Genomic DNA, 26,501 nt, shown 5'->3' with positions numbered 1-26,501 from the left:
ATTGCAAAGTTTTCAGTGGTAGCGTTATCGGCTTATTTTTTACTAAAATTTTATTTCTACGATATTTTGACCCTGTCCAGCGATCATCTGCCGGGCAATGTATACCATGCTCTAGATTTACTTATTTGGATGTTCATCTTACTCTGCAGCTCGATGTTATTAATTGTGATTATTGATGTGCCATTTCAAATTTGGAATCACAATAAACAGTTGAAAATGACCAAGCAGGAAATCAAAGACGAATATAAAGATACTGAAGGTAAACCTGAAGTTAAAGGTCGGATAAGACAAATGCAGCAGGAGATGGCACAGCGACGCATGATGACCGAAGTGCCTAATGCAGATGTTATTGTGGTTAACCCAGAGCATTATGCCGTGGCGGTTAAGTACGATGTAAGCCGCTCATCAGCACCTTTTTTGGTAGCCAAAGGTGTCGATGACGTAGCCTTTAGAATACGTGAAATTGCTCGTGAGCATAACGTTGCTATCGTATCCGCTCCGCCATTGGCTCGTGCTATTTACCACACGACTAAAGTGGATCAACAAGTACCAGAAGGTTTATTTACCGCAGTAGCCCAAGTGCTCGCATATGTATTCCAGTTGAGACAGTATCAAAAAGGCAAAGGCCGTCGGCCAAAACCTATCCCGCTTAAACAACCCATACCAGATGATTTAAAACACTAATAAATAATCTATTTTAGATAGATAACATTTATGGCTTAGTTTTTGCTTTGTATGTTTATTCGCGTCAAATAACAGTCCATTGACGCCGTGATCTGACATAAAGGGTTCATCTTAATATGGATGCAAAAGCAGCTTTTGGCCAAATGAAACAAATGAAAGTATCTACTTTTAAAGGGATCGGAACGCCTTTATTAGTACTTGCTGCGTTAGGAATGGTGGTTTTACCCATTCCAGCATTTTTGCTAGATATTCTGTTTTCATTCAATATTGCGTTGGCTTTAGTTGTACTCTTAGTTGCTATTTATGCTGACAGACCACTCGATTTTGCTGCTTTTCCTACCGTATTATTAATTGCAACGCTACTAAGACTCGCTCTAAACGTCGCCTCTACCCGTATTGTATTGCTTGAAGGTCATAATGGCGGTGCCGCTGCGGGTAAAGTGATTGAAGCGTTTGGTTCTGTGGTCATTGGCGGCAATTATGCCGTTGGTCTAGTGGTGTTCATTATTCTTATTATCATTAACTTTGCTGTGGTAACTAAAGGTGCGGGGCGTATTGCTGAGGTAAGTGCTCGTTTTACCTTAGATGCAATGCCGGGTAAGCAAATGGCCATTGATGCTGATTTAAATGCAGGCACATTAACCCAAGACCAGGCGCGGATCCGCCGTGCTGAAGTGACTCGTGAAGCTGACTTCTATGGTGCGATGGATGGTGCTTCAAAGTTTGTTAAAGGTGATGCCATTGCAGGGATCATGATCTTAGTCATCAATATGATTGGTGGATTTGTGATTGGTATGATCCAGCATGGATTAGACTTCTCTAGCGCGGTTGAAATTTATACCTTACTAACCATCGGTGATGGTTTAGTTGCGCAAATTCCCGGTTTATTGCTGTCTATTGCCGCGGCTTTAATGGTAACTCGTCAAAACGAGTCTGGCGATATGGGCCAAATGATGTTCAGTCAGATGTTTGACAGTCATAAATCATTAGGCATTGCAGCTGGGTTACTCTTTATTATGGGTATTGTGCCTGGTATGCCTCATGTTGCGTTTTTGACATTTGCATTTATTACCGCTGGTGCTGCGTACTTTATTTACAAGCGTAATGTTGACAAAAAGCAAGCTGCACTAACGTTAGCGACTAAAGGGCCGGTTGAGAGCAAGGATAAAGAACCTAAAGATTTAAGCTGGGACGACGTACGTCATGTTGATACTATTGGTCTTGAAGTTGGATATCGCTTAATTCCGTTGGTTGATAAGTCTCAAGGTGGTGAATTATTAGGCAGAATCAAAGGCGTACGTAAAAAACTGTCACAAGAATTAGGTTTTTTAGTGCCTGCGGTGCATATTCGTGACAATCTAGATTTATCACCTAATGCGTATCGCATTTCATTAATGGGTGTAGTGGTAGGTGAGGCTGAAGTTAGACATGATTGTGAATTAGCGATTAATCCAGGCCAAGTTTACGGTAAGCTAGACGGTATTGAAACTCGTGACCCAGCTTTTGGTTTAGAGGCGGTGTGGATAGCGCCAGAGCAACGTGAACATGCACAAACATTAGGTTATACCGTAGTCGATACTGCAACTGTTGTAGCGACTCATATTAGCCAGTTACTGAGTAATAATGCTGCCAAACTATTAGGTTATGAAGAAGTCCAGCAGTTAATGGATATGCTTGCCAAGAACTCTCCTAAATTAGTGGATGGCTTTGTACCAGATGTAATGCCTCTGGGATCAGTTGTTAAAGTGATGCAAAACTTACTTAATGAAGGGGTATCGGTACGAGATTTACGCACCATAGTGCAGACATTACTAGAGTACGGCACTAAGAGTAATGACACTGAAGTATTAACGGCAGCAGTGCGTATAGCGTTAAAACGTATGATAGTGCAAGAAATCTCTGGCCCAGAACTCGAAATCCCCGTCATCACATTGGCGCCAGAGTTGGAACAGATGTTGCATAAGTCTATGCAGGCGACTGGCGGTGAAGGACCTAATATTGAACCTGGTCTTGCAGAACGTATGCAGCAGTCATTGTTAGACGCTGCACAGAAGCAGGAAATGGTAGGGCAACCAGCCATTTTATTGACATCGGGTATGCTTAGGTCAACGCTGTCAAGATTTGTTAAATACACTATTCCAAATTTACGATTGATTTCTTATCAAGAAATCCCAGACGAGAAACAAATTAGAATTGTTTCTGCTGTAGGCCAATAGTGATAACGTCAGTTTATAGAGGTGCATAAGTGAAAATTAAACGATTTTTTGCCAAAGATATGCGCGCGGCATTGGCTCAAGTAAAAGAAACCTTAGGTTCTGACGCTGTCATTATGTCAAATAAAAAAGTCACTGGCGGAATCGAAATTGTCGCTGCTGTAGATTATGATGAACCTAAAGCCGCAATCGCATCACAAGCACCGACAGCCGGTTTTATGGATGTCAGTGATGATCGAGTGTCATTAGGCGCTAAGCCTGTCATGAAAGCTCAATCAAAGGTGAACCCACCACCTGAAGCTGATTCTTTACAAGCATTGCTTGAAAAGCAGCATAATCGTATGAAACAACAAATGTCTGTGCGTCAAGACGAACCAGAATTACCAGAATGGGCCCGTCAATTACAAGGGGCAAAGTCTGCTAAACCAGCATCAACATTTCAATCGCAAGCAGCACCAGAACAAGCTAAAAAAACCAATAAAAATCAATCTGCTGATATGGATGCTTTGCGCGAAGAAATGGCGGCATTACGTAACTTATTAACCCATCAAGTGTCGTCATTGATGAAAGATCAAAAAAAGCGTACCGATCCTGTCGGAGCCATGCTAGAAAGTAAATTGATTGCAGCAGAGTTTTCTCCTGCAGTTGCTGCTAAACTAGCTGGGTTAAGTCAACACTACACCCCAGCAGATTTAGTGAGAGCATTACCACAAAGTTTAGCTAATTTACTCGACAACCAAGGCGATGATATTGTCAAACGCGGGGGTGTTGTGGCGTTTGTAGGCCCAACAGGTGTAGGGAAGACAACTTCTTTAGCTAAAATAGCCGCTCGATTTGCCGCCCATCATGGCCCAGAGCAGGTAGCATTGATTACCACTGACCATTACCGTATTGGCGCCTATGAGCAATTAGCCACTTATGGCAAAATAATGGGCTGTCCGGTTAAGCAAGCACATGATTTAACCGAATTAGAACAAATTTTATATCAATTTAGAAATCGTAAGTTAGTATTAATTGATACGGCAGGTATGGGGCAGCGAGATATGCGCTTATATCAGCAACTCGATAATTTAACGGCAAACAGTAGAATCCCAATTCGGAGCTACTTAGTGTTATCCGCTACCGGCCAACGTCGGGTATTACAAGATGCTGTAGAACATTTTAAACGAATTCCATTAGCGGGCGCGATCTTAACAAAATTAGATGAATCGATATCAATTGCAGGTGCATTGAGCGTATTGATTCAAAATGAGTTACCATTGAGCTATGTTACTGACGGTCAACGTGTTCCTGAGGACATGAAAGTGGCAGATACGTTAGAGTTAGCGAAGCAGGCTCTGGCGGCGTTAAATGAAACAGAACAACAATCGTCACAAGACACAGTGTGGTCTAATGACACAGCCTATGCATTTGAGTAAAGATATGACTCGGGATCAAGCAAGTGGTTTACGTATGATGAATCAACCAAATAACGATAAAGTTAAAGTAATTGCCGTATCCGGTGGTAAAGGCGGAGTGGGTAAAACAAGTGTGTCAATTAATACTGCGGTAGCATTAGCTGAAAAAGGCAAACGCGTATTAGTTCTTGATGCCGATTTAGGTTTAGCCAACGTCGATGTCATGCTTGGGATACGTGCGGAGAAAAATTTATCTCATGTTTTGTCCGGAGATGCCGAATTAGATGACATCATTGTACGCGGACCTAAAGGTATCGGTATTGTACCAGCCACATCAGGTTCTCAAGCAATGGTTGAGTTATCGCCAGCACAACATGCAGGGTTGATCCGTGCATTTAGTGAAATGCGTACTCAGTTCGACATCTTAATTGTGGATACTGCTGCGGGTATATCAGACATGGTGCTGAGTTTCTCTCGTGCATCACAAGATGTATTGATAGTTGTATGCGATGAACCGACATCGATTACTGATGCTTATGCGCTGATTAAAATTTTAAGTCGTGAACATGGTGTGTTCCACTTCAAAATTGTGGCAAATATGGTGCGTAGTTTACGAGAAGGTATGGAATTATTTGCTAAACTCAGTAAAGTGACTGATAGATTTTTAGATGTTGCTCTAGAATTAGTCGCAACAATACCATTTGATGAAAATTTACGGAAAGCTGTTCGTAAGCAAAAGTTAGTCGTTGAAGCGTATCCTAAATCGCCTTCTGCTATTGCTTATCACGGATTAGCCAATAAAATTATGACTTGGCCCGTTCCACAACAGCCAGGTGGTCATTTAGAGTTTTTTGTTGAACGTCTTGTACAACGTAAGCCGATACAAGAAGGAAGAACGAGTGAATAAAGCCGCAGCGTATACTCAGTTCGATAACAAAACGTCTATTGTTGAACAGTATGCACCGTTGGTAAAAAGAATTGCTCATCATATGCTGGCAAGATTACCAGCATCGGTGCAACTTGATGATTTATTACAAGCTGGGATGATGGGCTTACTTGAGGCCTCATCTAAATTTGATAACAGTAAAGGGGCTAAGTTTGAAACCTTTGCTGGTATCAGAATCCGTGGTGCGATGATTGATGAAATTCGCCGCGGTGACTGGGTTCCACGTTCAGTACATCGTAATAATCGTCGTGTAGCACAAGTAATTGATGAATTAGGCCAGCTATTTGGACGTGATGCTAACGATACCGAAATTGCTGAAAAGCTTGATATGTCTCTCGATGAGTACCATCATATATTAAATGATGTTTCTGTAGGTAAAGTCATAGGAATAGAAGATCTTGGTGTTTCGCAAGATGTGTTAATCACAGACAACCAATCACCAGATGAAGCCTTTGATTCACTTGCTGAAATTCAATTCCATTCTGCATTGGTTGAAGCAATTAAGACATTGCCAGAAAGAGATGCGCTAGTATTGTCGTTATATTACGACGAAGCGTTAAATTTAAAAGAAATCGGTGCCATCCTTGAAGTTAGCGAATCGCGAGTAAGCCAGATATTAAGTCAGGCAATGCTCAGATTAAAAGCGAAACTCAAGCATTGGACACAAGAATAATAACTTATCTAGAGCAAACGAGTGTCAGCTCACCGGAGGAAACCTTGGACAAGAATATGAAGATTCTTATTGTTGACGATTTTTCAACAATGAGGCGTATCATTAAGAACTTGTTGCGAGATTTGGGATTTAATAATACCCAAGAAGCAGATGATGGCTCAACAGCCCTACCTATGTTACAAAAAGGCGATTTTGATTTTGTAGTAACAGACTGGAATATGCCAGGAATGCAAGGTATCGATTTACTTAGAGCAATCCGTGCAGATGATTCATTAAAGCATTTACCTGTATTAATGGTAACCGCAGAAGCTAAGCGTGAACAGATTATTGCTGCCGCTCAAGCCGGTGTTAATGGCTATGTGGTAAAACCTTTCACTGCAGCTACGTTAAAAGAAAAGTTAGATAAAATCTTTGAACGACTCGCATAAGCAAGGATAAGTCATGCAGGCATCAATATCGGGGCTAATCACTCTCGAACAGGCCCAAGAACTTGTTGAATTGCTTACCTTAGGTCAACAAGATAAAGCTGATGATATGATCAGAGAGCTTGCAACGCCATTGCAGCGTGAGCTTTTTGAAGAAGTTGGTAAGTTAACTCGACAACTCCATAGTGCACTCAAAGATTTCCAAGTTGATAATCGTTTATCTGAATTAGCCAATACCGAAATACCGGATGCTAAAGAAAGGTTGAACTATGTTATCGACATGACAGAGCAAGCTGCAAATAAAACTATGGATGCAGTTGAAGAATGTCTACCTTTGGCCGATACCATTATTAGCAATATTCAATCAGTGACGCCAATGTGGGATAAATTGATGCGTCGTGACATCGAAATGGCTGAGTTTAAGTCACTTTGTCATGATGTTCAGCAGTTTATGCTACATAGTGAAAATGATGCAAATCGTCTTCGCGAGTTATTAAATGAAATTTTGATGGCGCAAGACTTCCAAGATTTGACGGGGCAGATGATCCGTCGAGTGATTGATTTGGTTCGTGAAGTAGAAAGTAATTTGGTCTCAATGCTAACGGTATTCGGTGATCATACTACCGAATCATCGCCAACTATAAACGAAAATAAAATAGAAGCAGAAGGTCCCATCATGCATGCTGAACTGCGTGAAGATGTGGTGACAGGTCAAGATGAAGTAGACGATCTGCTATCAAGTCTGGGTTTCTAATTAGGAGTCAATTTAATGTCTTTTGATGTTGATGAAGAGATACTCCAGGACTTTTTAATTGAAGCTGGCGAGATTTTAGAGCTTCTACAGGAGCAGCTAGTTGCTCTTGAAAATAATCCTGATGACAGTGATTTACTCAATGCTATTTTCCGTGGATTCCATACCGTTAAAGGTGGGGCTGGTTTTTTAAGTCTTAAGCCGATGGTTGACGTATGTCATGAAGCTGAAAACACGTTCGATTTATTACGCACCGGTAAACGTGGCGTAAATGCAGAATTAATGGATATTATTTTGCAAGCGGTCGACGCAATTAATTCCATGTTTGCTCAAACTCAACAGGGAGAAACACAAGACCCTGCTGATTCTGCATTACTTGCTAAACTCAAATTATTAAGCTCAGGTGCGCCATTACCTTCAGAAATGACGGAAGATGAGCCTGAACCTATTGAAAATATTGTTGAATTTAGCGAGCCTGAATACGTCGAAGATATTAGTATTCCATCTGTGGAAACCTCTAATGCTGGCAGTATTGATGACATTGATGAGTTAGAGTTTGAAGCTTTGCTTGATGCCTTACATGGTCCGGGTAAAAGCCCTGTTTCAGCTAAACCTTCTGAAGTAAAAAAAGACAATATTGATTCAAAACCTGCTGCAAATAATAGCAATGAAATTACTGATGATGAATTTGAAGCATTATTAGATGAATTACATGGCTCAGGTTCATTTGAAGCAAAATCCAAACCTGTTGCTCCACCCAAGCCAGCTGCAACGCCTATTGTTGAACCCCTTGTTGATTCTGATGAAATAACTGACGATGAATTTGAACGTCTTTTAGATGAATTACACGGTAAAGGTACTGCGCCGGTTGCTACATCGCAAATTCCTCCACCAGCACAACCTACTAAACCGATTGCACCTGCGCCAGCCGCTAAAGCTAGCTCTGCTCCTGTTGTTAAACCGGTTATGCCACCTGCCCAGGCGGCTGCTCCAAAAGTTGAACCGATAAAAGACAAAACTCCTGCTAAAGCGGCTTCGGTCCCACAAGGCGAAACAACCGTTCGTGTTGATACTGCTCGTTTAGACCAAATCATGAATATGGTTGGTGAATTAGTATTAGTTCGTAACAGATTGGTTAGCTTAGGTATTTCTCGTGAAGATGAGGAAATGTCTAAGGCCCTTGCTAATCTTGATTTAGTCACGGCTGATCTACAAGGTGCGGTGATGAAAACCCGCATGCAACCAATCAAGAAGGTTTTTGGTCGTTTCCCTCGAGTTGTACGCGATTTAGCGCGCACTTTAAATAAAGAAATCGACTTAATCATGATCGGTGAAGAAACCGACCTTGATAAGAACTTAGTTGAGGCGTTAGCCGACCCTTTAGTCCACTTGGTGCGTAACTCTGTTGATCATGGTATCGAAATGCCGATCACTCGAGAGGCAAGCGGTAAGCCTCGAACGGGTACTATTACCTTATCGGCTAGCCAAGAAGGTGATCACATCCTGCTTAAAATTGAGGATGATGGCGCAGGAATGGATCCTGAGAAACTAAAACAAATCGCGATAAGTCGTGGTGTGCTTGATGAAGATGCCGCCTCGAGAATGACCGATAATGAAGCTTATAACTTGATTTTTGCCCCAGGTTTTTCAACCAAAGTTGAAATCTCAGATATTTCAGGTCGTGGCGTAGGTATGGATGTGGTGAAAACCCGTATCAACCAGCTTAACGGTACTGTTTATATCGATTCAATGAAAGGCAAGGGCACTGTACTTGAAATCAAAGTGCCATTAACGTTGGCTATTATGCCAACATTAATGGTCGACGTATCTAACCAAGTCTTTGCGTTACCGTTATCGAGTGTTAACGAAATATTCAATTTAGATTTAACAAAAACCAATATTGTCGATGGTCAATTAACGGTTATTTTCCGTAACAAAGCCGTGCCATTATTTTATCTAGAGCACTGGTTACACAGTAAAAAGTCAACATTCAAACATGGTGATAAGAAACATGGCCATGTAGTGATTGTTCAGCTTGGTACCATGCAAATTGGTTTTGTTGTTGATGCGTTGATAGGTCAAGAAGAAGTCGTCATTAAACCGCTTGGTAGTATGTTACAAGGTACGCCAGGAATGGCAGGTGCGACTATTACTTCAGATGGTGGTATTGCACTTATTCTAGATGTGCCTGGACTGCTAAAACATTACGTAAAAAGTAAAAAATAAAAAATAAAAAAAGTTCCATTATTTAAGGAATTAAATGGCCATAAAAGTACTAGTTGTTGATGATTCTAGCTTTTTTCGACGTCGAGTCAGTGAGATTGTCAATCAAGATCCTGATCTCGAAGTTGTTGCCGTTGCTGTTAACGGCAAAGAAGCTGTTGAAATGGCTGCAAAGTTAAAGCCTCAAGTCATTACGATGGATATTGAAATGCCTGTGATGGATGGGATCACTGCTGTCCGTGAGATCATGGCGACTAATCCTACCCCTATTTTAATGTTTTCATCATTAACTCATGATGGTGCCAAAGCAACGCTTGATGCGTTAGAAGCTGGTGCTCTTGATTTTATACCTAAACGTTTTGAAGATATCGCGACGAATAAAGAGGACGCGATACTTTTGTTACAGCAACGAATAAAGGCATTAGGTCGACGCAGACTCTATCGTTCAAGCTCGTTAACGGCCACCTCACAACCTGAAACTCGTCGCTCAACGATAGCTACTCCGGATATCAATACACAACGTCGTCCGTTAAGCAGTCGTTTGACTTCAGCTACAGTGCCAGTTACTACCCGTTCCAGTTTATCTACAATCTCAGCAGATCGTCCGACTCCAAATCCGACGACGTCTTCAATATCGTCTATTCGTGCCAGTGGCAAACAATATAAATTGTTGCTTATTGGGACATCGACTGGTGGACCTGTAGCATTACAAAAGGTATTAACTGCATTTCCAGCAAATTATCCTCATCCTATTGTGTTAATTCAACATATGCCCGCAGCGTTTACGCCAGCATTTGCAGCACGTTTAAATACTTTATGTAAAATTGAAGTAAAAGAAGCTGAGAGTGGAGATGTAATGCGTCCTGGTTGTGCTTATTTAGCACCAGGTGGAATGCAGCTTATGATTGAGCGAAATGGAATCTCTGGGAGATTAAAAGTTATTCCCGGAACTCCTGAAATGAATTATAAGCCGTGCGTTGATATTACTTTTGCGTCAGCATCTAAAGCTTTTAGTGGTGATGTTTTGGCTGTGGTGTTAACGGGGATGGGAGCTGACGGTAGAGAAGGCTCTAGAATGTTAAAGTCTGTTGGTGCAACTATTTGGGCGCAAGATGAAGCAAGTTGTGTGGTATATGGTATGCCACAAGCTGTAGCATCAACCGGTATCGCGTCTCACTCTATTTCATTAGATAATATGGCTGAAGCCATTTTAAAAGAGTCTAGTCGTGGCTAAGTCTGAGTATTCTATACAGACTAAGCAAATGTTAGGATTGTTTCTATCGTTTATTGTCATATTAGTATTAGCGGCTTTGTATATTGATGCTCAACAAAAAATCACTTTATTAGAGCAAGATGTGACACGTTTAACAGAATCTCAAGTGTTGTTGATGGCACCGGAAGATCAAGCTGTTAATATTGCTAATTGGTTAATTCAACATCCTGAACAAACTCAAGCAATTATTGCCTCAGCAGGGAAAGGGCAAGCGCAAAGTGTGTTGTTTGGCCCCGGAGCCTTAGATAGCACTGAGCTTACTGAAGTTGATAAAGTTAAGCATGACACCGATGTTTCAGTGCAACCAAATGATCAAGAAGTTATCGTGTCAGAAGATGCTCAAGGGGTGAAAGTGATCCGCTTACCTAATGGTGGGATCCGAGTAACAACTCGCAACGATAAGCAACAAAAATAGTAGTCAGTATTCAATAACCGCATCATTACAATAAGTGAGAGGCTTTTTTGAAAGTATGGACGGTAGCTAACCAAAAAGGTGGTGTAGGTAAAACCACCACTGTAGCCAGTTTAGCCGGAGCACTGGTTAAGCGTGGTCAACGAGTGCTAATGATTGACACCGATCCTCATGCTTCATTGGGCTATTACTTAGGTATTGATTCTGATGAAGTACCTTGTTCGCTTTATGACGTATTTTTGAATCATAAAACACTGACTCAAGAATTTATTTTGCAAAATGTCATTCCAACTCAAATTGAAGGACTCGATCTCATACCTGCTAATATGGCGTTAGCGACCCTTGACCGGTCATTAGGCCATCAAGAAGGAATGGGTTTGGTATTACGCAACTTATTAGCGTTACTTGAAGATAAGTATGATGTGGCTATTATCGATTGTCCGCCAGTTTTAGGGGTGTTAATGGTTAATGCATTAGCAGCCAGTCATCACATTATTATACCTGTTCAGACTGAATTTTTAGCCATAAAAGGCCTAGAGCGAATGGTGAAAACCATGGAAATTATGGGGCGTTCTAAGAAAACCCGTTATAGCTATACTGTATTGCCCACAATGTATGACAAGCGCACTAAAGCCTCCCCAATAGCATTACAATTTTTGCAGGATAAATATGGCTCAACTCTGTGGCCTAGTGATGTGATACCAGTGGATACAAAATTCAGAGATGCAAGCTTGGCTCATTTACCTGCATCACATTATTCAGCCAGTAGTCGCGGTGTAAAAGCATATAATCGTCTGCTGGACTTTTTATTTTCTCAGGAGTTTACCCATGTCAAAATCGGTTGATGAAACTGTTTTTGATTATTTCAGTCTTTTATTACAGGAATCGCCCGAATCGATTCCTGAGCAAACCCTTGAGGTTAAACCAAGTATTTCTGTTAATTCGGTTAATGATATAGACTCTAAAACGGCAAATGTTAGCGAGGAAAAAACGACTCGCACATCGACTGAAAACATATTGTCGACACATTATTCACTACTAACATCGACTAAGGTTGCACCTGCCATTGTCAGGCAGTTTGCAGAACCAACGACTAGTGTCGATAAGTTGGCACTTGAAAAATTATTATCTGCTGTATCTAAAGCACCCGCAGATAGTGATTTATCCCAACAGATTAAAGCCAGTTCGGAACGAGTTCGTCATGCCATCACTCATATTGAGTCTGAAACGGTAGTTAATAATAAAATAATACAAAAAACAGAACTAACGGATAAAGAAATCAAGCCGTTAGTCGATATAAACAATGATGAAAGTTCACATGCTGATATAAAAGAAGCTATCATTAAGCATGAACAGTTAGTAGAGCATTCAGCGTCGCAACAGGATGACGCACCCCAGACTCAAGTTGGGTATCAACCACCGAGCATTACTCATGATTTACAGGAATTACTTGATGATGAGTTTCAGGTGTTATTTTTCAATGTAGCAGGGTTAACACTAGCAGTGCCGTTGGTGAGTTTGGGTGGAATTATTAAAATTGAGAAGATAAGCCATCTTATAGGCCGACCCTCTTGGTTTAAAGGGGTGCAAACCCACCGAGATACTAAAATAAATGTAGTTGATACGTGTGCATGGGTGATGCCTGAAAAATATTCACCAGAATTAGCACAAACAGTAAATTATAAATATCTTGTAATGCTTGAAGATAGTCAGTGGGGATTAACGTGCGAATCGTTAGTTAACGCCGTTAAAATAGATAAATCACACGTCAATTGGCGTGAAAAACCGGGTAAGCGTCCTTGGCTTGCTGGGGTAGTAAAACAACAAATGTGTGGCATTTTACATGTTCAAGCACTAATCAAAATGCTTGATGCAGGTTTAGGTTGTCAGGATTCGATTGACCGAGGTTAACTATGAGCGATTCTAGAAGTGTAGCAGCGGTTGCTGCAGGTAAAGACGATGCAGTATTACAATGGGTAACATTTAAGTTAGATAATGAAACCTATGGAATAAACGTAATGCAAGTTCAAGAAGTATTACGTTATACCGAAATTGCTCCAGTGCCAGGTGCACCTGATTATGTGCTAGGGATCATTAACCTTCGCGGAAACGTTGTCACGGTTATCGATACTCGCTCACGTTTTGGTTTGCAATCTGCTGAATTAGATGACTCGACTCGTATTGTGATTATTGAGGCAGAAAAACAAGTTATTGGTATTTTGGTTGATAGCGTAGCCGAAGTGGTTTATTTACGTCGTTCTGAAATCGATAATGCGCCAAATGTGGGCACGGAAGAAAGTGCTAAATTTATTCAAGGTGTAAGTAATCGCGACAATGAGCTATTAATTTTAGTTGATTTAGATAAATTATTATCTGACGATGAGTGGGTTGAATTAACTCAAATCTAATTGTGTCATCAAGAAAAAAAGCCAACCGAATAACCGTTGGCTTTTTGTTTTGGCTTCAGTTTTATTTTTTGTTAAAGCCACAAAGGTATGTTAATGGGTGATGAATTTCTAATTGCAGCTTTAGTGTACGTTATTGCTTGTCTTGGTTTAGTGCTTTATTTACAAAAACAGTCGAGCAAATTAAAGACTAAAGTAGATGCGCTGACTGTGCTGGTAAAGGAAAGCGACCGTCAAAGAGAGGTCGTTAAACGTGAACTTCACGAATTGCGCAGTGGCACTATTGGCGTAGGTAGGCGAGTTGTCGAATTAGAGAAAAAGCTCTCCAAACAGTTCGACATGCTTGAAGAAGCCAGCCAACAAGATCCACAAGCTAAATTGTACTCTAGGGCCGTTAAAATGGTGGGGTTGGGCGCAGGTATTGAAGAATTAATGCAAGAGTGTGAGTTACCTAAAGCAGAAGCTGAATTGATATTACGCCTTCACCGCAAATAATAGAATATTGTTAAACATTTTGTCGTCATATAAAAGCCATCGATACGATGGCTTTTTAGTTTTTAGCTCTTGTGTGAAATGTTGGTTTAGTTTGGTTGCTTACGGCGCATTTTTGCCACAAACATACCATCACTATTTGCTTGTTGTGGCCAAATCGTCAACATATCACATTGCTTCCCAGTAAAAGGATGTATGACTGGTTCCAGTTCAAATTCTGATGTTTCAGATAAGAATTTATTTACGATTTGCTCATTTTCACTTGGTGATAAAGAGCATGTTGCGTAAACCAATTTACCACCCAATTTTACTGCGGCAGCACTACGTCGTAAAATAGCCAATTGTAGTATTGGTTTGTCTGTTATTGCACTGGCATCATCAAGCCATCGCATGTCTGGATTGCGGCGCCAAGTACCAGTACAACTGCACGGTGCATCAACTAACACTCCGTCAAAGGCATTCGCATCTACAGGTAATAAGTCACCTTTCCACGGTGCAACACTAATATGCTCAAAACCTGCACGCTTGGCACGTTTACGCAGCTCTTCCAACGGCTTAGTTCGAATATCTGATGCAATAATACTGCCTGTTAAGGCTGAGCCTTGCTGCAACATTAATGAATATAATTGCAGCGTTTTACCGCCAGCACCACTACAAGCATCCCACCATTGTTCATCACTGCTTGGCTGACAAATCTGGCCAATAACTTGCGAGGCTAAATCTTGAATTTCAAGATAACCTTGTTTATAAACATCTATTTCATTTAGATTAATACTCTTATGACCTAAATTGATGGCATCTGAGAAGTAACTACTCGCTTTTGCTTCAACGCCCGCTTGGTTAAGAGATTCAATCACTTTATCTGTTGGTAATGTTTGTGCACGAGACCAGATTGGAGGTCGGCTGCTCATTGCGTTAACAACAGCATACTGATCGACATCATCAATAGGGCACTGTTGCCAAAACCAGAGTGGTAACAACTGTGTTAATTGACAGGCATCGATGCCACTAACAGTAACAAAGGTGGTTAATTTGTCATTTAATGAAGCATTATTATCCTGTTCGATTTGGTCTGCGCGGGCTTGAGGCCAATTTGCGAAGTCATTCCAAGCATGAATAATATCATTCCACTCATGTTGTTCCAACATTGCACAAGTGCTTAGCTGTTGAAACCATGTAGTGTGTTTTTGACTTGAATCTAATTGGCTTAACCAACCCCACCAGCGAAATAGACCAAACAAACTCTCACGGATCACTCGTCTATCTTTTGAACCATGTTTTTTATGTTCTCTAAAATATTGGCCAATGATTCGATCAGCAGGCATGTTGGTACTCATTACCTGGTTAAACAAGGTCTCAATGGTGGTTGAGTAACTTAGGGCTCGCTTTTGTGCTGGTGTCGTCGCAGCTATTTCTTGCGCATGTGTCTCGTCTGATGTTGTTGCGTTAGACTTGGCGGGAATATTATGACTCATGAATTGACCTGATATTACCGTGCAGCAGGTAACAACGTGCTGAACAGGGGGACTATTTTTTGTTAGTTTAACACGGCTTATCTAAATGATGACCTAAAACTATGCTGACGAAAAATGACATCATAGGTGAATGACCATTTAGTAAAATGAAATCATTCTAAAGATTATCGTTAACGTTCTGTATTAAATAAGGAACTAAGCGCCATCGAAACGACGCTTATTTTATGATGTATGATTCACCTGTGCTAAAAGTCTAAATCCAATGCAAAACATAAATAGGCCATTAGTGCTCGCGTATGTTGATATTCTTGTGCACAAAACTCCACAAAATCAGCCTGACATATTTGCTGCATGCTAATGGGTTTGATGGCAATAAAGTCTTTTCGCTTCAGCTCGTTAATCATAGGATGGTGTTTATCAAATCCGCGTGGTGGTCGAGTTAACCTATCTCCTGTCAATTCAAACCCCGCTTGCATGAGTTGCTCTAATGCCTTCTGGTAAGCATTGGGGTTTTCATCAATACAATGACGAATGGCATTAAGCACTTTTGACTCAGGGTGCCAAATGCCAGCTGCGATGAAGCATTCATCATTGGCTATGTGGACATAAAAACCAGGAGCGTGAACATCTTTAGCTTGAAAATGCCTAAACTGAATACCTACATTGGTTTTATAAGGCGTTTTATCTTTGCTAAAGCGACTGTCGCGTTGCGGACGCATTAGGCTACCACCCACTTTTTTAGCCACTGCGATAAATCGTGGCGACATCGCTAAAATGGGCCCTTGCATGGCTTCAATAAATTGTAAAGCGGGCGTCCTGACTTGGTCTTCATATTGCTGTTGGTTGGTTTTAAACCATTCTCTGTCGTTGTTAACTGCTAGACTGTTTAAAAAATCAAAACTACATTGACTGAACATGACCATACCTTTTTACAATAGCGATGCAGATAATAATGTTATAATTTGGCTATCATGTTAAACAATCTCAACTCAGAGTCAAACAGCTTAGATTGATTTAAGCCATTAATATAATGTACGTTATTTGAACATTTTTATGTTAATTATGTGTTTTTTGTATCAAATTTTATGGAAAACATGATTTTTTAGCGCTTTAAATATTGCCGTATTATTGTTGTAACTTACTGACATTAAGATTTTTTTTCGGTATGTTATTAATGTTAATTTGATATAAATAAAGTGTTGGTGTTAAAATTGTTGCGAAGGATACTTTTTTGACAGAAAACCTTGTCGGCTAACCTTTGTTAGCAAAAATAATATAAGTTGAGCAGTGCAATCAATTAAACTAATTGTGGAGTCTGCTCAAATATTGATTTTATTAAAAATTACACTTTGGAATGAATAATTCCTCTATAAGAAAGGATTGACCATGACTGAACATTCCCTCGGTATTGTGGGTTGGCGTGAATGGGGCACTTTTCCTGATATTGGCAACGAAAGAGTCAAAATCAAAGTGGATACTGGCGCAAAAACGTCTTGTTTACATGCGTTCAAAATCAAACCGTTTCAAAAAGAAAATCAAAAGTGGGTAAGAGTCTGGCTTCATCCAGAGCAAGACTCAGATCGTGAAGTAGTGTGTGAATTCCTTGTATTTGATCGCCGAGATGTAAGTGATTCTGGTGGTCATGTGACTAAGCGCTACGTGATAAAAACACCGATCCTTATCGGTGACCAACTTTTTGACATCGAACTGACGTTAACCAATAGAGATCACATGAAATTTAGAATGTTATTGGGACGCCGCGCATTAGCAGGGCGTTTTTTGGTTAATTCAGCAGAATCATTTTTAGCAGGAGAATAACAAATGCATATTGCAATAATGTCGAGAAATAAGAATTTATATTCGACCAGTCGATTAAAAGAAGCCGCTGAAGCCCGCGGTCATGTCGTAAAAATCGTCGACCCATTAAAGTGTTATATGAACATCAACATGAATGCACCTAGTATTCATGTTCGTGGTCAAGAATTACCAAAGTTTGATGCGGTTATTCCGCGTATTGGCGCATCTGTAACCTTTTATGGAACAGCGGTACTACGTCAGTTTGAGATGATGGGCACTCACCCGTTAAACGAATCTGTTGCCATTACTCGCTCACGCGATAAATTACGTTCTCTGCAACTCTTGTCACGTAAGAATATCGGTTTACCGGTTACTGGTTTTGCTAGTAAGCCTGCTGATATTCCTGATTTATTGGACATGGTTGGTGGCGCCCCTTGTGTCATTAAATTACTTGAGGGTACTCAAGGTATTGGTGTTGTCTTAGCTGAAACGCGTAAAGCGGCTGAATCGGTTATTGAAGCATTTATGGGTCTAAAAGCTAACATCATGGTACAAGAATATATCGCTGAAGCGGGTGGTGCTGATATTCGTTGTTTCGTTATTGGTGACAAAGTGATTGCCGCGATGAAACGCCAAGCCTTACCAGGCGAGTTTCGTTCTAATTTACACCGTGGTGGTTCTGCTAGCATTGTTAAATTAACTCCTGAAGAGCGTTCAACTGCCTTACGTGCCGCTAAAACAATGGGTCTAAATGTAGCTGGTGTAGATATTTTACGTTCTAAACATGGTCCATTAGTGATGGAAGTAAACTCATCTCCGGGTCTTGAAGGCATCGAAAAAGCCACTGGTATTGATGTTGCTGAAAAAATAATTCAGTTTATAGAGAAAAACGTTAAATCTACTAGTTCGAAAACGAAAGGGGTTGGTTAATGGCAAGAAAGCACGAACCGTTTGTTATCGGTGATGTTAGCGTAGCGGCAGGCACTCAACAAAGTGTCAAATTGCCCGCAGCAAAACTGTATAATGATACGCCGATGGATTTGCACGTTGAAGTGTTTCATGGCACTAAAGCCGGACCTGTTTTAATGGTTTGCGCAGCGATTCATGGTGATGAGTTAAATGGCATTGAAATATGTCGACGTTTGCTCGGTCGTGTTAATGCTAAAACCTTAACGGGAACCTTGTTAATTGTTCCAATAGTTAACGTATTTGGTTTTATTCAACAATCTCGTTACTTACCGGATCGCCGCGATTTAAACCGCTGTTTTCCGGGCTCAGCTAAAGGTGCGCTAGCAAGTCGTTTAGCGCATTTATTCAGTAGTGTTTTAGTTAAACGTGCAACGCATATAGTCGATTTACATACCGGTGCTATCCATCGTGATAACTTACCGCAGATCCGTTGTGATACCGACGATGAAGTGATGCTCGACATGGCAAATGCCTTTGGTGCACCGGTGATAATGTCATCAAAAGCCCGTGAAGGTTCAATGCGTGGTTATGCCAACAGCCTGAACATTCCTTGTATTTTATACGAGGCCGGTGAAGCATTACGCTTTAGTGATATGTCGATTAAATCTGGTGTTAATGGCGTTATCAATGTGATGCGCTACTTAACTATGACTAAAGGCAAAATTAAAACTAAAACTACCAGTGTTAATGCAAGCCGCAGTTATTGGGTTCGCAGTGAGTCTGACGGATTGGTTAATATTAAGCTTAAATTGGGTGAACGCGTCTCTAAAGGGCAGGTGTTAGCCAACATCGTTAACCCTTTGGGCGGTGAACCGTTGCCATTGCTGGCGCCGACAGACGGGATTATCATTGGTAACAGTAATATTCCTGTTACCAATGAAGGTGAAGCCTTATTTCATATCGCGCAATTTAGCGGCGATGAGATAGAAATTATCAACGATAATCTTGATGATTTTATGCAAGAGTACGCTTAATATACTTTTTGCATTGACGTATTTAGTCATTGTTCTGCTGAATACTCGAATTGAGTTTTGTTAGCGCTTAAACAATATTACTTAGATCATTTGAGCTAAATTAATTTGTGGGGTAATTTTGCCCCACGGATTAAGTCTATAGCCAAGATATGTCGTTAATGAGTTATTCATCCTTATCCTATCTAATCCTACCTCTGGATAGCTGATGGAATAAATTTATAAAAACGTTTTATCTTAGCTGCTTACCTTCAAAATTATTTTTTCAAATAAAGTTAAAAAAATCTTGTTATAAACTTATTTTTATCACCACCTATACGGTAAGTTACTGTGTCAATTAATTATTTAATTGACAATTCTAGAATACATATCAAACTATAATGACTTATAGTAAATAGAATTTTGACTCAATTTCTACAGTGGTTTCATACTTTTTTACCCCATATAAATGGCACTGTAGTCTATGGACCTTCAGTGTAATAGATAGTATTAATGGATTTCATTATCCACAATACAAAAACAAGGATGTTAGTATTTATGCGAAATAATCAACCCGTTACCCTCAATCAATACCACTTCGATGATGATCTTCGTTTAATTTCAGGAACCGATCTACGCGGCCATATTACTTATTGTAATGATGCTTTTGTTGAGGTCAGTGGTTTTGAAAAAAATGAATTAATTGGTAAACCACATAATCTTGTGCGTCATCCAGATATGCCAAGTGAAGTGTTTAAGGATATGTGGGCCTGTATTTCAAGCGGCAAAGTGTGGATGGGACTGGTTAAAAACCGTCGTAAAAATGGTGACTATTATTGGGTTAGCGCATTTGTTACTCCAGTATTCGAAAACAATAAAGTCGCTGGTTACGAGTCGGTTAGGGTGACAGCACTACCATCCGAGATAGCTCGTGCAGAAGCGGCTTATGCCAGAATAAAAGCTAACAAGTCACCAAGACCACTTCATGCAATAATAAAACATCAAGTGATTAAACTGTTACCTGCATGGTTACCGATGTTTATTTTGTCCATCGCATTAACTGAATTTTGGGGCGTGCTCCCTGGTGCAATGGGCTTATGTACCCTTATATTGTCAACGGCATGGTTGGGCTATAAGCAGCAACAAGACTGGTTTTAAGTTGTCCAACTTAATCCTAATTCGTTCACAGATCTCATAGTGGCAGAAACCTATTTTGCTGACTTTGGCGCAAAAGCGCAGGCAAAACTAGCGCTAGGTTGCGAAGTTGCGCGTTGCCGTACTGCAATGACAAGGATTGAAGATGCTGCAAAATCATTAGATGGCATTGTCGAACACACTCAGCTTGAGGCAGAATCTACGGCTAAAGCGGTGAGCTTACAAAGTGGATCAACACAACAAATTGCCTCGGCAATTACCCAAATGTCTACTGCTATCCAAGAAGTGTCTTCTAACGTTGAGCGAAATGCTTATAGCGCAAAAGAAGCGTCAGACAATGTGAATGCTGGAGCTTTGCTGGCTAATCAGGCTAAGCAGTCTATTGATGAATTAAATCTATCTGTAGCAGATATTGCTAAAACAGTACGAGAGTTATCTGAATCAACTAATGAAATTGGTCAAGCGGCTAGTTTGATATCGAGTATTGCAGACCAAACCAATTTATTAGCCTTAAATGCCGCTATTGAAGCAGCAAGGGCCGGAGAGCAAGGTCGTGGATTTAGCGTGGTTGCTGACGAAGTGCGTTCCCTTGCACTGAAAACCCGTGAATCTACCGATAGAATTCACAGCATAGTAAGTGTATTAACTAAGCGAGCGAGTAATGCTGTTGAAGTGTCGGTTAGAGGCGAACAAGCTGCTACTAAAGGCGTTGAAATTGTAGATAAAACACGTAATGCATTAGCGTCTATTAACCAATCAGTTGAGCAAATCACTCAACTTACTTTAGATATGTCCGCAGCGGTTGAGCAGCAGAGTGCTGTAGCAGAACATATTAATCAACAAATTATTGATATTGCGGATTCTGCTGAGATTACTAAAGCCTCATCAGAGAAATCGTTACATAACAGCAGTGAGTTGGGTCAGTCAGTGTTGATGGTTCGATCTATTATCAGGCGTTTTGCTGTAGGTACATTAGGTAAGAAATAGACTATACGCCACAGAATCATTTATAGCGTCAAAAAAGCCAGAAATCATTGCGATTTCTGGCCTTTTTTATTGGGTCTCGTACTGCAGATTTTATTACGCTACGGATCAGAGTGTAAAGCGTTCAACAGAGGCGGTAAGCGAATGAGCTAATTGATTTAATTGCTGACTTTGCTGTGTCATTGAAGCTGACTCTTGGGCATTTTGTTCTGCAGAATCTGCTGTTTGAGTCATCGTTTGCTCTATTTGTTGGCTATGATTTACTTGTTCATTGGCAGCATGAGTAATACATTGGCTCATGCCATTAATGGTACTAAGTGCTTTCTCAATTTGCTCTATTGCATCATGTAACGACTGGCTTTGCTCCACACATTCACTCGCTTGTGTTTGCCCTTTTGAGATAGCTGTAACGGCGTAAGTGGTTTCTTGTTGTAAGGCATTTATCATAGTTTGAATTTCGGCAGTTGATAACTGAGTTCTAGAGGCTAATGACCGAACCTCATCAGCAACAACGGCAAAGCCACGACCATGCTCACCGGCCCTTGCAGCTTCAATAGCGGCATTTAAGGCTAATAAATTAGTTTGGTCTGCAATAGCGCTAATAGTAGTCAAAATCCCTCCAATATTGTCACTGTGCTGACTAAGCTTTGCCATGATCTTAACCGAGTCGTGCAAGCTGGTTGATAAGGTTTCAATACGGATACGATTATCATCGGCGATGGTTTTTATTTGTATCCCTTGAGAAGAAGCTAATTTGACATGTTGTTCTGACTCAGTGGCTTGTTCATTGACCTGATTTGAGCTTTGATGTATCTGCTCTGCAAGCTGTTTAGCTTGGCTAATGTTGTTGATTTGTGCGGAAGCTGAACGGGATATTGTCTCGCTTTGTGCTTGCGATCTAATCGCTGATTCATCAAGTAAGTGTGCATCACGACTAATGGCTTGCAATAAATTAGTTAGGTCGTCAGACAGTTTGTTGATGTTATCCATCAACTCGCCAAATTCATCATTATTTCGTTTGGTCAATCGTCGAGATAAATCGCCACTGGCAATACGTGATAATGCCCGATTAATAGCTTGCAGAGGGCCTAACATGGCTTTTGATGTGAAGTAATAGATAAAGATAGCCATTAACACAAACACCAACGCCATTGCGATAGCGAATGTTTGTGCGGTACTCACTTCATCTATTGCCACCATTTGTAACTGGTGGAATCTTTCATTGGCAAGTTTGACCAATTGATCTAACTGAGTGTTGGTGGCATCAAAAAAGGTGTTAGCTTGCTGGTTACTATTTTCAGCTAAGCGCTGCTGATTGACGACATTTTGTTGCGCGAGATACAAGCTACCGGGGTTATCGGTGAAGTTTTTAATTGCTTGCAAGTTGGTGTCAAAATCTACAAATAGCGCAGTTGCACCCAAAGGCTCTGCTTGTTGGGTTAAGTAGTTGCCATTAACCGTAATATTACCTAATAACATGGCCACATCTTGTTTATGAATATTAACGGCATCAACAGAGATTAATCGGCCAAGTTCTGTCATGGTATTGCCCAGAGTAAACAGCATGTCGTCGATGCGTACTCCGCCGCCAATGACTTCGTTTAACAACTGCTGCTCGCCTGAAGGGGCTTCTATCAGTTCTACATCAATCATATTATTACTGGCATTAATTCGAACATCATCAAATTGTTTTTTTAATGCAGTGAAGTTGTCGCGGTTTTGTCCAATTTCAAGTTTAGCGCCGAACATGATGTGCGATTGCTGTTCGTACTGCTGGTATGATTTTTGAGCTTGAGTTAATGACTGTAGCATTGTGGGCTGATCAGCTACTTTTTTTGATAATGTCGTCAATACCTCTCTGAACTCTAGTTGTAACTGCTTGAACTGCTTATAGCTGAGGTCAATATTGTTATTATCGATTTGTGAATAGGCTAAACTGCCGGTTTTAGCCATTTTTAATAAAGTAATTTGCAAGGCATTTGACTGATTTTGTACAGGTACTGCTAGCGTTTCTATATTAACATTGGCTGTTTGAATTTTACTCAAGGAATGATAGAAAAAGCTACTTCCAGCAAGCAGTAATAAGCCAATTGAGGCAAATCCTAATGCTATTTTTTGTTTGATTGTCAATTCGAATATTGTCATTTAGTCTCTCATATTGTTATTTTTCTGACGTCATTCTTACTGTATTAATACTTAATCAAGCATGATTTTTGTCCAATAGTGACAAACTCTAGAGTAGTTGGTTGTTAAAATAATGTAAATGGAATTGTGTGAAAATAGAAATATACCTTTGTTTTTAAAGTTATATTTTTCTTTTTTAATCTAAATAAGTATCGAGAATATATGCTGGTTGGATAAGACTAGTCGGCAATATCGTTCAGCTATTAACAATTTAATAGGCAAGCGATAATGCTTTGGCTATTATTTAAAAAGAGCAGTTGTTCTATTTTGACATATTTAGCTTTATCGTTAGAAGAGTTACGCTTATCACTGCTTTCAATTATTCGAGGTTAATGTGGGTCTACAATCAGTATCACTAACGCAGTCAGATGGCCAAGTAAGTAGCATAATCCCATCAAAAATTATTTGTATTGGACGTAATTATGCTGAGCATATTAACGAACTTGGTAATGAGATACCTGACGAGATGGTGGTATTTCTTAAGCCTAATTCAGCCATATCCATCACTTTACGTAGTCAGTTAGGTGAACCTTTGCATTATGAAGCAGAGTTGTGCTTCATGGTGAGTGATGGTCAGTTCAGTGCCGTTGGCGTTGGACTTGATATGACTAAGCGTGAGTTACAGACTAAGCTAAAAAAACAAGGTTTACCGTGGGAGCGTTCTAAAGCATTTGATGGGTCGGCTCTTTTCAGTGAATTTATTGCAATAACACCAGACATCAAAGATTGGTGCTTTCAATTAAGCATTGATAATGTCGTGACACAATTAGGTCATCAGCAATTAATGATGTACCAGCCACACGCTATTTTTAATGCTGTTAGTGAGTTTATGACCTTAAATGATGGTGACATTGTGATGACAGGCACACCCAAAGGCGTAGGCACAGTGTCAGCTAATACCCAATTTGAGCTTAGCTTATGGGCTAATGTGCCATTTACTGTATTTGAAGCTGCGTTGTTGGGAGATAAACCGATTGAACAGCTTTGTGGTAACCCAGAAATAGTTAAGCAATGGCAGGCAAAATAACGTTAGGCCGAGAAATAAAGAACACTCGAAAAAATGACCCTCTTATTAAAGAGGGTCATTTTTTATGAGGACATCAAATTTGCACGCTTAATTAATGCTATTTCATCAACGCAACGGCTTCCATGTCTAGCTCGATATCAGTGCAACCTTTAGCGCAATAAATCCCTGGGGCTTTAGCGCTTTTTGCTGCCTTTGGAGTGTTGGGAGGCAATTGCAGTGTCAACGGTTTATTGCAGTCATTGCAAGTGGCGCTATTGCCCTTTAGCATGCGTTTAATCAGATTCTTTTGCTGATTAAACGATGCCAATGTTGGGTCGTTAACTGCCGAAAAATCGAGTTTCTGTGTATCGCTCATGTCGGTTCCTATCTTTCTCGCTGATCTCGCAATAAAGCGAGATCAATCTATTCACTTGGTCGATCACTTTACTTGATCAACTGGGCGCCAGCGTTGTAATGCTACCGGAAGGCTAACACCTTGTGCTGTTAATAAATTAACTCGGGCCAAATAAGCTGCGCCATGCATTAAGTGTTTGGCTAAGTCTACTGCATGACGTTGGGTGTAGTCATCTAAATAACTGCCTTTGGCCCACGCATTAAACGCGCCCAGTGCCGGACCTGCCCAGATTTGATAATCCATTTCACGTCCAGTTTCGCCAGTGTTTGACCAACGGCTAGACAGACCTAAGTACCAACGAAAAATCAGCGCCATTTTACGTTTAGGATTATCTTTAGCGCGCTCTATTTGCTTTGGGTCGCGCTCATTAAAATGCGCTACCGTGCCAGCCCAAATATCATCAAGGCTTGAGCGGAATACTTGTTTTTCAAGCTTCTCGCGCTCGTCGCTTGGAATGGCTTCAATCGAATCATAACGGGTATAAATTTCGTATAACTTGTTGGCCCGCATTGGGAATAAAGTACCGCGCTTTACCACTTGCAGCTTAACACCCATTTCGAACATATCGGCGGCTGGCGCCATGGTCACATCGGCCATTTCTGTAGTGGCGAGCAATTTACGTGTATGCACGCTGGCTCCAGCTTCTACACAGGCTTGGTTAATTGAACCAGTAACAATGTAGGCTGCACCCATATGAAATGTCGCCAGTGCCGCGTCGGGCGTGCCAACACCGCCACCGGCACCAACCCGAATAGGGATTTTATAGTTGTATTGTGCTTGCACTTCATCTTTTAACGCTAAAATGGTCGGCAGTAAAGTGACTAATGGGCGATTGTCTGTGTGACCGCCTGAATCTGCTTCAGCGGTAATATCATCAGCCATGGGCACTAATTGAGCCAGCTCCATTTGTTCTGCGCTAATAAGTCCTTCATCAAACAACTGTTGCAGTATTTTAACTGGCGCGGGTTGCATAAACTTAATGGCGACTTCAGTACGGCTGATTTTTGCAATCACTTTATTGTCGATTTGAATTTCACCGTGTGCGTCACGGCTTAATCCCGCTGCGCGGTAATAGACAATTTGTGGTGTTAAGCCTAAAAAAGCAGAGGCCTCAACAGTGCGCACTTTGTGCTTTAAAAACAGCTCGACACTGCCACGCTCTAGCGCTGGTTCACTTGGGCTGTGGATTAAATTAAACGCATAAGGACCATTTGGCAGCGCGGCCTGAATGCGGTTTATCGCTTGTTCAACCCGTGACGGAATTAATCCTGCTGCGCCAAACGAGCATAAAATACCCGCCTGACCTAATGCAATAACCAGTTCTTCAGAAGAAATACCATTGGCCATCGCGCCAGCATAATAAGCAAATTTAACCCCGTGCACGCGGCGGAAATTACTGTCGCCTAAGCTTTGGGTGCCAAGGGCAGGTGCAAATGCGCTGACCGGCAGAGCATTTGCTGCTGTAATAGCATCGGTCACCACTTGAGCTTGCTGAGCAACCCCTAAGCCTTGTTGGGTGTCGTTAACCACATAACACGCTTGCGACAAATCTTTGAGCTTGTTGTTCATCCCTGCAGGGTCAAAACTGACATGTTGCTGGCTAACTTGCCATGGCCAAGGAGAAAGCTTTTCGTTATGCACTTGTGTTGTCATTATTATTATTCCTTTTTGA

The 26,501-nt window shown here is 40.8% G+C and carries 25 protein-coding genes; 20 read left to right on the top strand and 5 right to left on the bottom strand.

The window, feature by feature from the left end; all coding sequences use genetic code 11:
- From flhB to H5202_RS00245, 14 genes are all read left to right on the top strand, one after another.
- The coding region (gene flhB, locus H5202_RS00310) for a flagellar type III secretion system protein FlhB (RefSeq protein WP_182769975.1) at positions 1-684 on the top strand (684 nt) is incomplete at its 5' end.
- 116 nt (positions 685-800) lie between these two features.
- Positions 801-2,900, top strand: a complete 2,100-nt coding sequence (flhA, locus tag H5202_RS00305; protein ID WP_272490465.1) for a flagellar biosynthesis protein FlhA — start codon at positions 801-803, stop codon at positions 2,898-2,900.
- 29 nt (positions 2,901-2,929) lie between these two features.
- A complete protein-coding gene (gene flhF / locus H5202_RS00300; protein WP_182769974.1) occupies positions 2,930-4,315 on the top strand; it encodes a flagellar biosynthesis protein FlhF in 1,386 nt (461 codons plus the stop codon).
- A gap of 4 nt (positions 4,316-4,319) precedes the next feature.
- Positions 4,320-5,201: a MinD/ParA family protein gene (locus tag H5202_RS00295; RefSeq protein WP_011636672.1), complete on the top strand. Its 882-nt coding sequence runs from the start codon at positions 4,320-4,322 to the stop codon at positions 5,199-5,201.
- Positions 5,194-5,913 (top strand): RNA polymerase sigma factor FliA, encoded by a 720-nt coding sequence (locus H5202_RS00290; protein ID WP_182769973.1) that lies wholly within the window; start codon positions 5,194-5,196, stop codon positions 5,911-5,913. Before H5202_RS00295 ends, H5202_RS00290 begins: the two co-directional genes overlap by 8 nt.
- 44 nt (positions 5,914-5,957) lie before the next feature.
- Positions 5,958-6,341: a chemotaxis response regulator CheY gene (gene cheY, locus H5202_RS00285; protein WP_011919599.1), complete on the top strand. Its 384-nt coding sequence runs from the start codon at positions 5,958-5,960 to the stop codon at positions 6,339-6,341.
- Between the two features lie 13 nt (positions 6,342-6,354).
- Positions 6,355-7,092, top strand: coding sequence for a protein phosphatase CheZ (locus H5202_RS00280; RefSeq protein WP_182769972.1), 738 nt, complete (start codon positions 6,355-6,357; stop codon positions 7,090-7,092).
- Positions 7,093-7,107: 15 nt separating this feature from the next.
- Positions 7,108-9,315 (top strand): chemotaxis protein CheA, encoded by a 2,208-nt coding sequence (locus tag H5202_RS00275; RefSeq protein WP_182769971.1) that lies wholly within the window; start codon positions 7,108-7,110, stop codon positions 9,313-9,315.
- Positions 9,316-9,349: 34 nt separating this feature from the next.
- The gene (locus H5202_RS00270) at positions 9,350-10,546 is read left to right on the top strand and encodes a protein-glutamate methylesterase/protein-glutamine glutaminase (protein WP_182769970.1); all 1,197 of its coding nucleotides are present in this window, start codon (positions 9,350-9,352) and stop codon (positions 10,544-10,546) included.
- Entirely contained in the window at positions 10,539-11,000 is a 462-nt protein-coding gene (locus H5202_RS00265; RefSeq protein ID WP_336244770.1) for a membrane anchored protein in chemotaxis locus, read from the top strand. Before H5202_RS00270 ends, H5202_RS00265 begins: the two co-directional genes overlap by 8 nt.
- Before the next feature lie 47 nt (positions 11,001-11,047).
- Entirely contained in the window at positions 11,048-11,842 is a 795-nt protein-coding gene (locus H5202_RS00260; protein WP_182769969.1) for a ParA family protein, read from the top strand.
- A complete protein-coding gene (locus tag H5202_RS00255; protein ID WP_182769968.1) occupies positions 11,826-12,908 on the top strand; it encodes a chemotaxis protein CheW in 1,083 nt (360 codons plus the stop codon). Before H5202_RS00260 ends, H5202_RS00255 begins: the two co-directional genes overlap by 17 nt.
- Before the next feature lie 2 nt (positions 12,909-12,910).
- Positions 12,911-13,405, top strand: coding sequence for a chemotaxis protein CheW (locus H5202_RS00250; protein WP_124730261.1), 495 nt, complete (start codon positions 12,911-12,913; stop codon positions 13,403-13,405).
- 93 nt (positions 13,406-13,498) lie between these two features.
- Positions 13,499-13,897 carry a DUF2802 domain-containing protein gene (locus tag H5202_RS00245; RefSeq protein WP_182769967.1) on the top strand — a complete coding sequence of 133 codons (399 nt, stop codon included), beginning with the start codon at positions 13,499-13,501 and terminating at the stop codon, positions 13,895-13,897.
- Positions 13,898-13,983: 86 nt separating this feature from the next.
- Here H5202_RS00245 and H5202_RS00240 read toward each other — a convergent pair whose 3' ends face one another.
- Entirely contained in the window at positions 13,984-15,369 is a 1,386-nt protein-coding gene (locus H5202_RS00240) for an RsmB/NOP family class I SAM-dependent RNA methyltransferase (protein ID WP_182769966.1), read from the bottom strand.
- A gap of 245 nt (positions 15,370-15,614) precedes the next feature.
- Positions 15,615-16,286, bottom strand: a complete 672-nt coding sequence (locus H5202_RS00235) for a DUF2461 domain-containing protein (protein ID WP_182769965.1) — start codon at positions 16,284-16,286, stop codon at positions 15,615-15,617.
- Between the two features lie 469 nt (positions 16,287-16,755).
- On the opposite strand from H5202_RS00235, the gene H5202_RS00230 reads away from it, so the two are divergent.
- The 5 genes from H5202_RS00230 to H5202_RS24125 all read left to right on the top strand — a co-directional run bounded on the left by H5202_RS00230 (position 16,756) and on the right by H5202_RS24125 (position 21,227).
- The gene (locus H5202_RS00230; protein WP_182769964.1) at positions 16,756-17,187 is read left to right on the top strand and encodes an ATP-dependent zinc protease family protein; all 432 of its coding nucleotides are present in this window, start codon (positions 16,756-16,758) and stop codon (positions 17,185-17,187) included.
- Between the two features lie 3 nt (positions 17,188-17,190).
- Entirely contained in the window at positions 17,191-18,096 is a 906-nt protein-coding gene (rimK, locus tag H5202_RS00225) for a 30S ribosomal protein S6--L-glutamate ligase (RefSeq protein WP_182769963.1), read from the top strand.
- Entirely contained in the window at positions 18,096-19,109 is a 1,014-nt protein-coding gene (locus H5202_RS00220) for a succinylglutamate desuccinylase/aspartoacylase family protein (protein ID WP_182769962.1), read from the top strand. Before rimK ends, H5202_RS00220 begins: the two co-directional genes overlap by 1 nt.
- A gap of 534 nt (positions 19,110-19,643) precedes the next feature.
- The gene (locus H5202_RS24130) at positions 19,644-20,243 is read left to right on the top strand and encodes a PAS domain-containing protein (RefSeq protein ID WP_259397140.1); all 600 of its coding nucleotides are present in this window, start codon (positions 19,644-19,646) and stop codon (positions 20,241-20,243) included.
- 39 nt (positions 20,244-20,282) lie between these two features.
- Positions 20,283-21,227: a methyl-accepting chemotaxis protein gene (locus tag H5202_RS24125; RefSeq protein WP_336244769.1), complete on the top strand. Its 945-nt coding sequence runs from the start codon at positions 20,283-20,285 to the stop codon at positions 21,225-21,227.
- Between the two features lie 105 nt (positions 21,228-21,332).
- On the opposite strand, the gene H5202_RS00210 is transcribed toward H5202_RS24125, so the two are convergent.
- Positions 21,333-23,369, bottom strand: a complete 2,037-nt coding sequence (locus H5202_RS00210; RefSeq protein ID WP_220493722.1) for a methyl-accepting chemotaxis protein — start codon at positions 23,367-23,369, stop codon at positions 21,333-21,335.
- Positions 23,370-23,742: 373 nt separating this feature from the next.
- On the opposite strand from H5202_RS00210, the gene H5202_RS00205 reads away from it, so the two are divergent.
- A complete protein-coding gene (locus H5202_RS00205; RefSeq protein ID WP_182769961.1) occupies positions 23,743-24,435 on the top strand; it encodes a fumarylacetoacetate hydrolase family protein in 693 nt (230 codons plus the stop codon).
- 97 nt (positions 24,436-24,532) lie between these two features.
- Here H5202_RS00205 and H5202_RS00200 read toward each other — a convergent pair whose 3' ends face one another.
- Together H5202_RS00200 and pfaD are read right to left on the bottom strand one after the other, a co-directional pair.
- Entirely contained in the window at positions 24,533-24,790 is a 258-nt protein-coding gene (locus H5202_RS00200) for a hypothetical protein (protein WP_011636691.1), read from the bottom strand.
- Positions 24,791-24,853: 63 nt separating this feature from the next.
- A complete protein-coding gene (gene pfaD / locus H5202_RS00195; RefSeq protein ID WP_182769960.1) occupies positions 24,854-26,482 on the bottom strand; it encodes an eicosapentaenoate synthase subunit PfaD in 1,629 nt (542 codons plus the stop codon).
- Between the last annotated feature and the right edge of the window lie 19 nt (positions 26,483-26,501).

It is taken from the genome of Shewanella sp. SG41-4, assembly GCF_014164505.1.
Classification (GTDB): domain Bacteria; phylum Pseudomonadota; class Gammaproteobacteria; order Enterobacterales; family Shewanellaceae; genus Shewanella.
Note: the sequence above shows the minus strand (reverse complement) of the source record. Positions and strands in the feature narration are given on the sequence as shown.